Genomic DNA, 14,206 nt, shown 5'->3' with positions numbered 1-14,206 from the left:
CTCACGTTATTAAGGTGAAAAATACTGGCGTTATCGTTTGCTTAATACATTAAATTTATACCAATGTTTTATTGATTGCGGCTAATACTGCTGCAGGATCGCTTGCCTGAGTAATAGGACGACCAATCACTAAATAATCAGATCCAGCAGCGACAGCTTCAACTGGCGTCATCACACGACGCTGATCACCCGCTTCACTTCCTACAGGACGAATGCCAGGTGTTACTAACTTAAATTGTTGCCCAAGTTTAGCTTTTAATAAACTCGCTTCTTGTGCAGAACAAACAACACCGTCAAGACCACTATTTTTAGTCAATGTCGCTAAGTTTAATACTTGTTGTTGTGGCTGACATGCAATGCCAATACCCGCTAAATCACTGGCTTCCATGCTGGTTAACACTGTAACACCAATTAACAATGGACGATCTTTACCATACGGCTCAAGGATTTCACGTGATGCCGTCATCATGCGTTCACCACCACTCGCATGCACATTTACCATCCATACACCTAATTCAGCAGCAGCTCTTACAGCTTTTGAACAGGTGTTTGGAATATCATGAAATTTTAAATCCAGAAATACAGAATGGCCCCGATCATGCAATTGACGCACGAAATCAGGGCCAAAAAAAGTAAACATTTCTTTGCCGACTTTTAAGCGACAACTTCCCGGCTCAATACGATCGACAAAAGCGAGTGCCTCATTATGATTATCATAGTCAAGGGCAACGATTACTTTAGGGTCTGTTACTTTAGCGTCTAGCATTGAGGCTCCTATTATCTCTAAATATATCCACTGAGCGGTTATCCCACCGCCGGCAGGATTTTACATCAATTGATTAAATTTGATAGCTACAACTACAAAAAAACCAGTACATTACTGCACTGGTTTTAATATGATATAAACAAACGGTGGCAATTATTCACCATCAAGTCCTCGAATTGGCTTTATTTGTCCCCAGCTTTTACAAGAAGGACATTGCCAATACAAAGCATGCGTTGCAAACCCGCATTGACGACAACGGTAACGAGGTTTTACTTTAAGCTGCTCACCAACTAAGTGACGTAAGCTGGTTAAACTTTCTTTTGCACGACCTTCTTCAGCTTCATCAAGATGGTATTCCATCAACTGATAAAAGCCTTTCATAGTTGGATTTTTTTGAAGTTGGCGTGTCATAAAAGATTGCGCCGTTACAGCACCATCGTGTTTTGCTATTTCATCAGCGAGCATGAGTTCTGCACTCGCCCCTGCTTTTTGATCAACACAATGCTGTAAATACTTAAGCCATGCGGTTTGATTATTCATCGCCTCATAGCACTCAAGTAACAGAGGCAAAGCTTCACCAACAAACTCAATATCTTGCTCTGAGATCCGTTCTAATGTTTTTGCCGCTTGCTTATATTCTTGTTGTTTAACCTGAATTTTGGCAACAACAATGGATGCGCGTACACAATGTTTATCTACTGATAGTGCTTTTTTTAATAGCTGAATGGCTTTATCTTGATTTTGAGCACTGAGCTCAAGCATCGCAAGTTCACACCAGTAATGGGCAATATCATGCTTTAATTTGGTCTTGCCTAATTTCACCAACTGAGTGGCCATTTCAATGGCTTTTTCCCACTCACGGGTTTGTTGGTAAATAGCTAATAATTGTTGTAAGGCTGGCTTACGATAGTCTGGTTCATCCAACAACTGTTCAAAAATACGTTCAGCGCGATCAAAAAAACCAGCAACCATATAATCTTTAGCTAACTGCTGTAATGATAAGTTACGTTGCTCAATCGATAAATTCGGCCTTGCTATCAAATTCTGGTGAATACGAATGGCGCGATCAACCTCTCCTCTGCTACGGAATAGATTTCCTAAAGCAAGATGAGTATCAATAGTTTCACTGTCAACCTGAAGCAATTCAATGAACAGGTCTACTGCTTTATCAGACTGATCTGATAACAGCATATTAAGACCTGTTACATACTGGCGAGATAAGTGGTCAGACTTTTCTTGCTTTTGGTTACTTGCGCTCCTGTTACCCATGTACCAACCGTAAGCGGCAGCAATAGGTAAAAGTAGGAACAACAATTCAAGCATTAATTCTTATTCCTTAATAGGCTGAGCACGAAGCTGGTCAAGTTCTTGCTGCTGCTTCGCTACTTTCTTCGTTAAACGATTTTTAGCAAATCGTGCTTTTAGGTATAAAGTACCACAAATTACCCAACCAATAACAAAGCCAGCACCAAATGCTGTTCCTAATAACGTAGAAAGCTGAAATTCACCCTGAGCAACTAAATAATCAAAATTAACCATTATTTGATTTTGCGCACCAAGAGCCAGAGTGATCAAAAAGGCAGCTACTAGAACAATAATTCCTAAAATCTTCATCGTGAATCCTCTCACTAAATCTAAATTATAATTACTGATTATGCAGTAATTTTACCGATCAAACCATGATCTATAGACATAAAAAAACGGCATACAGAGTGTATGCCGTTTTTTTGTTCTATTCGCGGTTAAGCAGCTATCGATGCATTAACACGGTCACGTAATTCTTTTCCTGGCTTGAAGTGAGGAACGTACTTGCCGTCCAACTCAACTTTATCACCTGTCTTTGGATTACGGCCAACGCGAGGAGCACGGTAATGCAAAGAGAAGCTACCAAAGCCACGGATCTCAATGCGATCACCTTCTGCAAGTGTGTTCGCCATATGTTCAAGAATATCCTTGATTGCATCTTCTACCTGTTTGGCAGAAAGATGTGTTTGTTGACTACACAGTCTTTCAATTAATTCAGACTTTGTCATAAACACTCCGTTTTAGTAAGTTTCTCAATAGTATAGCCGTTTAGAGGGAAAAAGCTAAAGCGATTTCCCTCAACGCTCAATTATTCGCCTTTAGCAGCTTTGAAAGCGTCAGCCATAGCGTTACCAAACGCAGCATCGTCTGCTTTGTTTAGTGTAGCCATTGCTTCTTGCTCTTCAGCAACGTCTTTAGCACGTACAGAAAGGTTGATTACGCGGTTCTTACGGTCAACGCCAGTGAACTTAGATTCAATAGCATCGCCAACTGCAAGAATTAGAGTTGCGTCTTCAACACGGTCTACAGATGCTTCAGAAGCGCGTAGGTAACCTTCAACACCTTCAGCTAGCTCAACAGTTGCGCCTTTAGCGTCAACAGCAATAACTTTACCAGTTACTAGAGCACCTTTCTTAGTGTCAGCTACGAAGCTGTTGAATGGGTCTTCTTCGATTTGCTTAACGCCTAGAGAGATACGCTCACGCTCTGCGTCAACTGCAAGAACTACTGCAGAAATTTCGTCGCCTTTCTTGAAGTCACGAACTGCGTCTTCACCAGAAACATTCCAAGAAATGTCAGATAGGTGAACTAGACCGTCGATGCCGCCTTCAAGACCGATGAAGATACCGAAATCAGTGATTGACTTGATCTTACCAGTTACTTTGTCGCCCTTAGCTTGCATTTCTGCAAATGACTGCCATGGGTTAGCTTTACACTGCTTAAGACCTAGAGAGATACGACGACGTTCTTCGTCGATATCAAGAACCATAACTTCAACTTCGTCGCCCACGTTAACAACTTTAGATGGGTGGATGTTTTTGTTAGTCCAATCCATTTCAGAAACGTGAACAAGACCTTCAACGCCTTCTTCGATTTCAACGAAGCAGCCGTAGTCAGTAAGGTTAGTTACGCGACCAGTAAGCTTAGTGCTTTCTGGGTAACGCTTAGCGATTGCAACCCATGGATCTTCGCCAAGTTGCTTAAGACCTAGTGATACGCGAGTACGCTCACGGTCGAACTTAAGAACTTTAACGTTGATTTCATCGCCAACATTAACGATTTCAGAAGGGTGCTTAACACGCTTCCAAGCCATGTCAGTGATGTGTAGAAGACCGTCAACACCGCCAAGATCAACGAATGCGCCGTAGTCAGTAAGGTTCTTAACGATACCTTTAACTTCCATGCCTTCTTGTAGAGAAGCAAGTAGCTCATCACGCTCAACACTGTTCTCAGACTCGATAACAGCACGACGTGAAACAACAACGTTGTTGCGCTTCTGGTCAAGCTTAATTACTTTGAACTCAAGTTCTTTGTTTTCTAGGTGAGCAGTGTCACGAACTGGACGTACGTCTACTAGAGAACCTGGTAGGAACGCACGGATGCCGTTAAGTTCAACTGTGAAGCCGCCCTTAACTTTACCGTTGATGATACCAACAACTGTTTCAGCATCTTCATAAGCTTTTTCAAGCTGGATCCAAGCTTCGTGACGCTTAGCTTTCTCACGAGAAAGCTTAGTTTCACCAAAACCATCTTCGATCGCGTCAAGAGCAACGTCAACCTGAGCGCCAACTTCGATTTCTAGTTCGCCAGCAGCGTTCTTGAATTCTTCAGCAGGAATAGATGACTCAGATTTTAGACCAGCGTCAACTAGTACGTAACCGTTTTCGATAGCGATTACAGTACCTTTAACGATTGCACCTGGGCGAGTTTCAACTTGGTTTAGCGACTCTTCAAAGAGTTGAGCAAAAGATTCAGTCATTTAATTAATCTTCAATATGATAAACAACCATGGGTATCCTACCGCATGGGGTTGATAATAAAGTCAGTTATCATCCGTGACACCGACGTTATTTAGCCGCTTACGCGACTAAATATGGATTCGTTTATTTTAGCTTAACATCAACATATGCCAAGACTTTTTCAAGCACTTGTTCAATTGACATCTCAGTTGAGTCAAGCACTAAAGCGTCATCAGCAGGGCGTAAAGGCGCTACAGCACGATTGCGATCGCGGTAGTCTCGCTCCTGAATTTCGCTTAAAAGGCTGCTAAAACTAACATCTAAGCCTTTTTTTTGCAACTGATTCATACGACGAGTTGCACGTTCTTCAGCACTGGCATCTAAGAAGATCTTCACTTCCGCGGATGTGAATACAACTGTACCCATATCACGCCCGTCGGCAACCAAACCCGGTTGCTCATTAAATGCACGCTGACGGCGTAATAATGCTTCACGCACGCGTGGTAATGCTGCAACTTTTGATGCTGCATTGCCTACTTTTTCAGTACGAAGTGTATCAGAAACATCTTCACCTTCAAGAATAACTCGAACCAATTCACCTTCAGCAACAAACTGAACATCAAGATGTGCAGCGAGAGGGACTAAAGCATCTTCAGATTCAGTATCTACGCCATGATGAAGTGCTGCAAGTGCAAGAACACGGTAAATAGCACCGGAATCAAGCAGATTCCAGCCAAGCTTTTCTGCTAACAGCATACATAGTGTGCCTTTACCTGCACCACTAGGCCCATCAACAGTAATGACTGGAGCATGAGTAGACATAAGTTTTCTCCGAATAGGTGTCCGTAATAGCAGCAACTTAACCTTAATTAAGGTTAGCCATCAAACGGTGGCACATTATACGGAAAAAAATCTAAGATTTATAGAGTTATTCCCTTTTCTATCATACCTTTTTACACTAATTAAAAACTCTGAGTAATCCTATAAGGCAACTATAGATGTAAACTTAGAAATCAATAATTAATCATTCAACGCTACACACTTAAACCCTGAAGTCTAGTGAAGTAATCAGGGAATGTTTTTGAGGTACATTTAGGGTCATTAATAGTGACAGCTGTATCACTTAATGCCACCAGCGAAAAACACATTGCCATGCGATGATCATCATAAGTATCAATTTCAGCATGTTTTAATTGTGCAGGCGGAGTGATCACAATGTAATCCTCGCCCTCTTCCACTTCTGCACCCACTTTGCGTAATTCTGTTGCCATAGCAGCAAGACGGTCGGTCTCTTTTACACGCCAATTATACACATTGCGAATTGACGTTGTTCCTTTAGCAAACAAGGCTGTGGTTGCAATAGTCATTGCAGCATCAGGAATATGATTAAAATCCATATCAATTGCTTTTAATTCACCACAACGCGCAATGACATAATCATCACCCCATTCAATATTTGCCCCCATTTTGGCAAGTGCATCTGCAAATTGAATGTCACCTTGAATACTGTTTTTACCAATACCTGTTACTTTTATCGCGCCACCTTTAATCGCAGCTGCCGCTAAAAAATAAGATGCCGATGATGCATCACCTTCAACCAAAAACTCACCTGGTGATTGATATTGTTGAGCCCCTTTCACCACAAATTGTTGGTAATCACGATTCTCAACTAGAACACCAAACTGCGCCATAATATGCAATGTAATATCAATGTAAGGCTTTGAAACCAAATCACCTTTAATATTAATCACGGTATCTGCCTGAGCCAAAGGCGCTGCCATCAAAAATGCCGTGAGAAATTGACTTGAGATAGAACCATCAATTTCAACTTCACCACCAGATAACCCAGTGCCTACAATTTTCAGTGGTGGATAATGGTCATTTTCTAAATATTCAACACTAGCGCCAGCACTGCGTAATGCATCAACAAGATGGCCAATCGGACGTTCTTTCATTCTTGGCTCACCCGTCAGCGTATATTCTCCCGCACCTAAACACAGTGCGGCAGCCAATGGGCGCATCGCTGTTCCGGCATTACCTAAATATAATTCAAGCGGCTGCATCGCGGTAAAAGCATGACCTAAACCGTCAACTTCACATTCGGTCTTATCTGCCGACAAACGATAATTTACACCAAGTTGCTGTAATCCATTCAGCATATGACGAATATCATCACTGTCTAACAAATTGGTTAAACGTGTTGTTCCCTGTGCTAAAGCGGCTAATAACAGTGCGCGGTTTGAAACACTTTTAGAGCCAGGGAGATTGACTTCACCATTTACTTTTGCAATCGGCTGTAAGGTTAAACTTTCCATTGATTATTCTTCCAATCCTAATTTTTTCTTGTCTAGCAGAGTACCCAATAATGTCACAGTTATCTAGCGGCAGTTTTTTTAAATTTTATCGCCACTATTGAACATTATGCCAGTATCTACACCACAATTACGGTAAAGTGCTTGTATATAGCAACAATAATCTTGAGGTCATAATGAGTGCAATAACCCCCATGGTTGGAATTGGCGTTATTATCGTTAATCAACATGGTCAAATCTTAATTGGCAAACGTAAAAATAGTCATGCACCTTATTACTCTATACCTGGTGGACATATGGAACTAGGTGAGACCTTTAGTCAATGCGCTATTCGTGAAGTGGAGGAAGAAACAGGGCTCACCATCTATCAACCACAAGTGATTGCTGTAACCAATAATCTTGCTACCTATTCAGAATCAGGCAAGCACTATATCAGCGTCGCCTTACTTACTACTGAGTTCAGCGGTGAATTAACATTAAAAGAACCAGATAAATGTGAAGGATGGCAATGGGTAAATCCAACTCAAGTCCCTTCGCCACAATTTGATGCCAGTGAGCAGTCAATTCGATGTTACTTAGAACAACGGTTTTGTATTAATGAATAAAAACCCCTAATAAAACCGAACCGTCTTAAACGCAAAAAGCGCCTGAGCAATAGGCGCTTTTGGTTCGAGGTTCGAGGTTCGAGGTTCGAGGTTATTTAATCACGTTCTATTTCACGTGCAATTTTTTTACCGTTAATAATTATACCTTCAACTTCAATGCGTTGGTCATGAAGGTTATCTTCATTTAAGCCGTCATCAAACTCAGTATAAGCATCAATATGGATCAAGTTTCTATTTACAGTAAAGGTGCCTTTATCAGCAATACTTGATGCTATGCCTTTATCTTCAAACTCGCGCCATTGATTACCAGTCTCACCATCGAAGTCATTTTCAAATTCTATCTCACGAGCAATACCATTTACGGCAGTAACTTCAACCATCACCCCAATATTTAAATTTGCTTTCGTGCCGTCTTCAAAATAAGTTGAACCTGTTACCATAAAACGACCGCGAGCGTTTAATTCAAACTGAGACTTATCATTACTAACCCAGGTTACAACACCTTCGATTTCATTATCATTATCAGATGCATCGTAAGTTTCAACGTCCACTTCAGAGGCGTCAAAGGTGTCACCGACCATTTGACCTTTAACTTCTACCCACTGACCATTTTGTAATGTTGCATTATCTTCAATTCTAGCATTGCTATAATCAACATTTGTTCCAGCACCAAGATTAAATTGAATATCCGTCAAATTCGAAATTTGCCCTTCAATCTCATAATGATTAGCAATACCTTCATGCTCAAATTTCACCACTGAAAGTACTTTATAGCCCAAACCAGTTTCAGTCGCTTGGGGTAATGATGACACCATCACCCAATCATTAACGTCAATATTTTGATCAAGACTAAAGGTTAATGTTGCGCCATTAATGACAAATGTTGAGTTAGCACGATCAATATGAGTAACCATACCAACCATAGTTGGCTCTAATTGCACTAAAGCACCGGCTTTTGATGAAGTAGAAATAGCTACCATCATATTTTTTTGCAGATCTTTTATTGAGTACTGAGTATCCGCACCATACGCGACAGATGCCACATCGTAACTATAACCGTTAACTTCAATGGTGTTCGCTGAAACATTCACTGCATTAATTGTACCTTGAACGGCTAGAGGCTTGGTCTCAACAGGTGGCTGAGGTGAACCACTATCATCACCGCCGCCACCACCACAACCCGTAAGAATTAGACCAATCAGTGCCGCCAGTGTGATTTTGTTCATGAATACAGACCTTTTTATTAATAAATTATGAATATTGTTTTATTGGTAAGTATACTAAAGCGCCAAACGTGAAATATTCGTGAAGAGTCTAACTAAAAAGATGAAAATTCTTATTGTTGATGATAACCATCAAATTGTTGAAACGATTGCCGATTACTTAGAGCTAGAAGGGATGACGGCAGATTGCGCTTATCATGGTCAAGCCGCGTTAACTTTTATTGAAAATAACCATTATGACGTCATCATCATGGATATTATGATGCCTAAAATAGATGGTATTGCTGCCGTTCAAAAAATTCGTAACGATCTATATTGTGGCACTCCTATTCTCTTTTTAACCGCCAAAGATACCCTAGACGATAAAGTTGCCGCTTTTAAAGCTGGTGGTGATGATTATTTATTAAAACCTTTTGCAATGGAAGAACTGTGCCTACGACTTCGTGCCTTAGCTAACCGTGGGCCTCGTCAAGATATTGGATTATTAAAATATGCCGATCTGGTGATGAATAACCGCAGTGATGAAGTCAGTCGTGATGGGAAAACGATTAAACTTAGCCGCATTCAATTTAAAATTCTTAAAGTTTTATTGCATCACGCTCCTAATATTGTGACTCGTCAGCAAGTCATTGACGCGGTCTGGGGCGAAGAGTCCCCCTCTAGCGATGCCCTGCGCAGCCATATTTATGGCTTACGCAATGCCATTGATAAAAACTTCACTACTTCACGATTAGAGACGATTCATGGACAAGGTTACCGCATCAAAACTGCCTAGTTTTCCTAGTATTTATCGAAAAGTCAGTTTAAGTTTTGGGTTAATGACTTTTGGCATGTTTATTTTATTCTGGGCTGTTATTTATGTCGCAGAAAACCAACTAGAAGTGATCAGTCTTCATCATTGGCTAGATAAAGAATCAAGCCAATATGTTATCGACTATAAAACAATGGGTGATGATGCACCGCTGCCAAACAATAGTGAATTTAAGAGCTATTGGAGTGAACGTTCGTTACCTGATTGGCTAAAAAGATATAACCAACCCGGGTTTTTTGAACATTTACGAGGTACTGAAGATAAACATTTTTTAGTGTTTGATCATCCTTCAGGTCGTGGGCTAATGTACGTTGTCTATCAAGATGATGCCGATGATTACCTTGATGATTATGAAGATAACCTGCATTATTTCACGTTTATATTTGGCTTATTATTATCATTCGTCATGGGAAGCTATAGTTTTTATTTTATACGCTCACTATCGCAACCATTAGCAAAAATAGATCAAAAAATTCGTCAAATGCCCCCTGACCAACCCAATTTTGAAGTTGAAACTCAATTTCGTGAAACGCGAAAGATTGAACAAGCATTACTTGATAGTAAAAATAACATTGCTGGTTTTTTTCGACGTGAAAAAGAATTTAGCCGTTTTGCATCCCATGAGCTAAGAACCCCGATAATGATCATTCAAGGTTCGACAGATTTACTCAATAAAGTTCCCAATCAACCTAATGTCGCAAAAAAAGCCATCAATAGATTATATCAAGCCAGTGCTGATATGCGGATACTCACTGAAACCTTCTTATTATTAGGTAAAGAATCGATTGAAAGCCATCATTTTAGTCACTGTGATTTAGCACATGAACTCCGCCAACAATTATTGATAATGGAACCCTTATTTGCCAAACAGGATGCCAGCTACTATCTTGAGATCAATCACTCAGCCACAATTAGTGCGCCGTCAAGTTTCATCACTATCATTATTAATAATCTGATAAAAAATGCCTTTAGCTATAGCATTGGCGATATAGAAATAAAACTAGCCCATGATCGCCTTACTATTATCAACCGCCATGATGGTAATGAAATTTATAATCAGGGCTATGGCTGTGGATTAGTGATAGTGCAGAGAATTTGTGAACGTATGCAATGGGCATTTACAGTGACAGATAATGAGGTAACATTTACTGCTGAAGTGGTTTTTTTAGCTTCAAAATAATCAAATAAGGAGGAAGGGATGCTTACTTATATAAAATGGTTTTGTGGCGTTATCTTATTAAGCATAACGGCAGGCTGTACAACAGGTAAACCCAATAATGTTCAACCCGTAACTAATTTTGATATTAATCGTTATTTAGGACAATGGTATGAAATAGCACGATTAGACCATAGTTTTGAACGTGATTTGGACCGTGTTACCGCCACTTACAGCTTAGAGGCTAATAATACAATTAAAGTGATCAATAAAGGCTTTAATCGTAGTGATCAACAATGGCAACAGGCACAAGGCAAAGCTAAATTTGTTGACCAACCAAATCTTGGCCATCTTAAAGTATCTTTCTTTGGCCCTTTTTATGGCAGCTATATTATCTTTGCACTTGAAGATGATTATTCAGCCGCATTAGTCAGTAGCTATAATTACGACTATCTATGGATATTATCACGAAGCAAAAAACTCGATCCTGTGATACTCGAACGTTATCTTAATCGCGCTAAACTTGCAGGATTTGAGATTGAGAAGCTCATTTACCCACAGCAATAACAGAGAAATCAGTAACGACTAATATTCATCAATACATTAGGCATTACTGTGCTAATGCCTAATTAAAAAGATGAAAGCCTTGTGATAATGCAACAACCGCAGATAACGAGCAAAGTCCTAACACTCCATATTGCATTACTTGTTTTTTAACTTTATTACGCACACGATAAGCAAGCAAGCTCGCTATAATAGGTGCGGGTAACAACCAGACAATCGTATTGAAATCAGCCATCGAAAAACGGCCAGAGAAATGTAGCGCAGTCAGTGATACAATATTCGTCAAACAAAAAAATGCAGCTAAGTTTGCTCGAATTTTTTCAGGTTCTTCATTTTGCATTAGTAAAGCAATAACGGGTCCACCGATACCTGTAGTAGTGCCAGTGATCCCTGAAATAAAACCACCAATAAATAAATTACGAGGTGTGGGAGCTAAACGTAACTTTGCAAAGCTCAATATAACCGCCCCTAATACCGTTACACCCAGCATAATTTCCAATTGATCAGTAGAGATCACCATTAATACATAAGCGGCAATAAAGATACCGGGCAAACGCCCTAAAAAAGCAAAAACCAAAAAACGAAGCGATAAAGCGTGACGATATTGATACCACACAATTGCGGACATAAACATGCCAATAAAAATGATCGCGCACGGCATTAATCGTGGTTCAAGCAGAAGAATAAAAGGACCAACAAGGACCCCCATACCAAAACCAATCGTACTCTGAATGAAACACCCGCCAATAAAAACCAGCAAGCAAGTAATAAAAATAACAGGATCCATAACATTCTTATAAGGGGAAATTCCCTTTTAGATCCTACACTTTATTTTTACCCATAAAGAACAATTAACACTTAACAAATGCAAGCTTAGATTGATAAGCACTCTTATCAAGTTTTGCTTAAGTGACTGAGCTAAACATTTTTAAACCATGTTAAAGCATCATTAAATGCCATCGGTTTAGCAAAATAGAATCCTTGGCAGATATGAATACCACACTGCTGCACAAACTGTTTTTCTGCTTCGTTTTCAACCCCTTCAGCAACTAATATACAACCTGTCACTTCACTTATTTTAGCCAGCAGCTGATATAAGTTTTTTTCACGATCGTGTTCGATATTGCCCAATAAAGCGCGATCTAACTTTACTTTATCAAAGTTAAACTTCAATAAATGAGGGAAAGACGCATAACCCGAACCAAAATCATCAATGGCAACCGTTATTCCTAATCCTTGCAATACCTCAATATTTTCTGATACCTGTTTGTCATCTTCAAGTATGGCTTCTTCTGTTATTTCTATTTCTAAATTCAACGGTGAAATAGAATAAAAACTTAAGCGTTCCACAAGATAGGCAATAATATGTTTATCTGACATTGTTTCAGTAGAAATATTAACCGCAATTTTGCAGCCATTATCAAGAGGCATTTTTTGCATGTCTTTTAGCACTAAATCAATAACCATTTTATCCAGTTGCTTCATCGCTCCGATTTGTTGAAAATCTTGAATAAATAATGGTGGTAATATTTTACCATCGACATCTTTATAACGAATCAGTGACTCAAACGATAATCCTTTATCATCATTTAAATTAATTTGAGGTTGATAAAACATCACAAACTCACCATGACTCAACATACGACTAACACGGCGGCTAATATCATGCTTACTCACATAACTCGCCATGGCTTGATTCACATCACCCAAAAATGATTTAAGCGTACTACGTCCAAGCTCATATTGCTGACTTATCGAGGTATTATTAGAACGACTTTTCCCTGCATAATGCAGATAAAATGGGCGGTAAATAATAATCCCAATAACAACCACAATTACCTGTAATATCACGCCAGAGACACTGTGCTGAGTGGCGACATAACCACTAAGAAAAGGAGGTGTCATCCATTCCACAATGGTTGTCACTGGGTGTACTAATCCAGATGATATCGCACCATATACCACCACAAAACTTACCAAAGGCACGCAAACAAAAGGGACAATTAATATTGGATTAAAAATAATCGGCAAACCAAACAGTAATAATTCATTGATATTAAAAATAACCAACGGCAATGCTGATAGTGCTAATGTGATATGTCGTCTTTCTTTTGAAAATAATAAAATACAAAACAGCAGACTGATCATATTTCCAGAGCCGCCCATCGATAAGAAAGCATCATAAAACCCCTGCCCTAGCACATTTAAAGGGGCTTCTCCTGCTTGCCAATCAGCAATATTTTGTTGAGTAACTTCAAATAATTGCTGCTTTGTTCTAAAAAGAAAATTATGTCCATTAATACCAATTGCACCTAATAAACCCAAAATAAATTGATAGGCTAAGCCGCCATAAAACGTCAATGGATTTGGAGCAATATAATTATGTATATTTTGACTAAACGAGATCACAATCTTAGTTAATTCTTCTAACCCTACGGTTAATAAAAGAAAACAAAAAAAATGTAATACATGCTTATACAGCGTACTAACAAAATCTAATCGAGAAGGATCGAGCGGAAAAAGACGAAAGGAAATACAGCATGATGCAGAAATAATAGCTGAAAGCAGTGCCACAAGTGGGTTATTAGGCAACCCGTTATGATCAGAGACTAAGCCATTGGGAACGGAGACTGCAATTAATAGTAATAGTGAATATGGCACAACAACCATAGCATTAACGCCATGTTTGGTGGCCAGATAATAACTAGTGATTAAGCATAGTGCTATCGGGTAGATACCAATTAATAAATTAGAAAAATAAAAAAAATGATTAGCTAATTCACTTAGCTCAACCCACTTTAACGCATAACCAACAAATAATGTAATTGCATTACAAATAATTAAAGGCAGTAACAATAAAAAAACAATAGAAATATCACGGATATAATCGTTGTAATATGATTTTAATATTGATCTTTTGCTCATATATTCACAGTCACAATAGAAGGGGTCTGGATTATATAGAGCAATAGTAAATGCTCAAGCAAAAAGAGTGTAACGAGTTA

At 39.3% G+C, this 14,206-nt stretch carries 14 protein-coding genes; 4 read left to right on the top strand and 10 right to left on the bottom strand.

The genetic code is table 11. From position 1 onward, the window contains the following. Positions 1–55: 55 nt before the first annotated feature. From pyrF to aroA, 7 genes are all read right to left on the bottom strand, one after another. Positions 56–766: an orotidine-5'-phosphate decarboxylase gene (pyrF, locus tag C9I86_RS01515; protein ID WP_080156722.1), complete on the bottom strand. Its 711-nt coding sequence runs from the start codon at positions 764–766 to the stop codon at positions 56–58. A 153-nt stretch (positions 767–919) separates the two neighbouring features. Further along, on the bottom strand, positions 920–2,089 hold the full coding sequence (gene lapB / locus C9I86_RS01510) for a lipopolysaccharide assembly protein LapB (protein WP_080156723.1): 1,170 nt from the start codon (positions 2,087–2,089) through the stop codon (positions 920–922). A gap of 6 nt (positions 2,090–2,095) precedes the next feature. Beyond that, positions 2,096–2,380 (bottom strand): LapA family protein, encoded by a 285-nt coding sequence (locus tag C9I86_RS01505; RefSeq protein ID WP_080156724.1) that lies wholly within the window; start codon positions 2,378–2,380, stop codon positions 2,096–2,098. Between the two features lie 128 nt (positions 2,381–2,508). Then, complete coding sequence (ihfB, locus tag C9I86_RS01500) at positions 2,509–2,799, bottom strand: integration host factor subunit beta (RefSeq protein ID WP_036795301.1); 291 nt, start codon at positions 2,797–2,799, stop codon at positions 2,509–2,511. Positions 2,800–2,879: 80 nt separating this feature from the next. After that, a complete protein-coding gene (gene rpsA, locus C9I86_RS01495) occupies positions 2,880–4,550 on the bottom strand; it encodes a 30S ribosomal protein S1 (RefSeq protein WP_080156725.1) in 1,671 nt (556 codons plus the stop codon). A 124-nt stretch (positions 4,551–4,674) separates the two neighbouring features. After that, complete coding sequence (gene cmk / locus C9I86_RS01490; protein ID WP_080156726.1) at positions 4,675–5,352, bottom strand: (d)CMP kinase; 678 nt, start codon at positions 5,350–5,352, stop codon at positions 4,675–4,677. A gap of 212 nt (positions 5,353–5,564) precedes the next feature. After that, complete coding sequence (aroA, locus tag C9I86_RS01485) at positions 5,565–6,845, bottom strand: 3-phosphoshikimate 1-carboxyvinyltransferase (protein ID WP_107275404.1); 1,281 nt, start codon at positions 6,843–6,845, stop codon at positions 5,565–5,567. A gap of 173 nt (positions 6,846–7,018) precedes the next feature. On the opposite strand from aroA, the gene C9I86_RS01480 reads away from it, so the two are divergent. After that, on the top strand, positions 7,019–7,447 hold the full coding sequence (locus C9I86_RS01480) for an NUDIX hydrolase (RefSeq protein WP_080156728.1): 429 nt from the start codon (positions 7,019–7,021) through the stop codon (positions 7,445–7,447). A gap of 95 nt (positions 7,448–7,542) precedes the next feature. On the opposite strand, the gene C9I86_RS01475 is transcribed toward C9I86_RS01480, so the two are convergent. Beyond that, the gene (locus C9I86_RS01475) at positions 7,543–8,673 is read right to left on the bottom strand and encodes a DUF5666 domain-containing protein (RefSeq protein WP_080156729.1); all 1,131 of its coding nucleotides are present in this window, start codon (positions 8,671–8,673) and stop codon (positions 7,543–7,545) included. A gap of 100 nt (positions 8,674–8,773) precedes the next feature. Between C9I86_RS01475 and C9I86_RS01470 the strand changes: the two genes are divergently transcribed. The 3 genes from C9I86_RS01470 to C9I86_RS01460 are packed head-to-tail and all read left to right on the top strand — an operon-like array spanning position 8,774 to position 11,204. After that, positions 8,774–9,445 carry a response regulator transcription factor gene (locus tag C9I86_RS01470; protein ID WP_080156730.1) on the top strand — a complete coding sequence of 224 codons (672 nt, stop codon included), beginning with the start codon at positions 8,774–8,776 and terminating at the stop codon, positions 9,443–9,445. Then, positions 9,414–10,661, top strand: a complete 1,248-nt coding sequence (locus tag C9I86_RS01465) for a HAMP domain-containing sensor histidine kinase (RefSeq protein ID WP_080156731.1) — start codon at positions 9,414–9,416, stop codon at positions 10,659–10,661. Before C9I86_RS01470 ends, C9I86_RS01465 begins: the two co-directional genes overlap by 32 nt. An 18-nt stretch (positions 10,662–10,679) precedes the next feature. After that, positions 10,680–11,204 carry a lipocalin family protein gene (locus C9I86_RS01460; protein ID WP_107275403.1) on the top strand — a complete coding sequence of 175 codons (525 nt, stop codon included), beginning with the start codon at positions 10,680–10,682 and terminating at the stop codon, positions 11,202–11,204. Positions 11,205–11,262: 58 nt separating this feature from the next. Here C9I86_RS01460 and C9I86_RS01455 read toward each other — a convergent pair whose 3' ends face one another. Together C9I86_RS01455 and C9I86_RS01450 are read right to left on the bottom strand one after the other, a co-directional pair. Next, a complete protein-coding gene (locus C9I86_RS01455) occupies positions 11,263–11,988 on the bottom strand; it encodes a sulfite exporter TauE/SafE family protein (protein WP_080156733.1) in 726 nt (241 codons plus the stop codon). 131 nt (positions 11,989–12,119) lie between these two features. Continuing rightward, positions 12,120–14,126, bottom strand: coding sequence for an EAL domain-containing protein (locus C9I86_RS01450; RefSeq protein ID WP_107275402.1), 2,007 nt, complete (start codon positions 14,124–14,126; stop codon positions 12,120–12,122). Positions 14,127–14,206 lie beyond the last annotated feature (80 nt).

Origin of the sequence: Photobacterium sp. NCIMB 13483, assembly GCF_003025475.1 — a bacterium.
GTDB lineage: Bacteria > Pseudomonadota > Gammaproteobacteria > Enterobacterales > Vibrionaceae > Photobacterium > Photobacterium piscicola.
The sequence above is the reverse complement of the archived record's forward strand: the minus strand, read 5'-3'. Positions and strand labels throughout refer to the sequence as shown.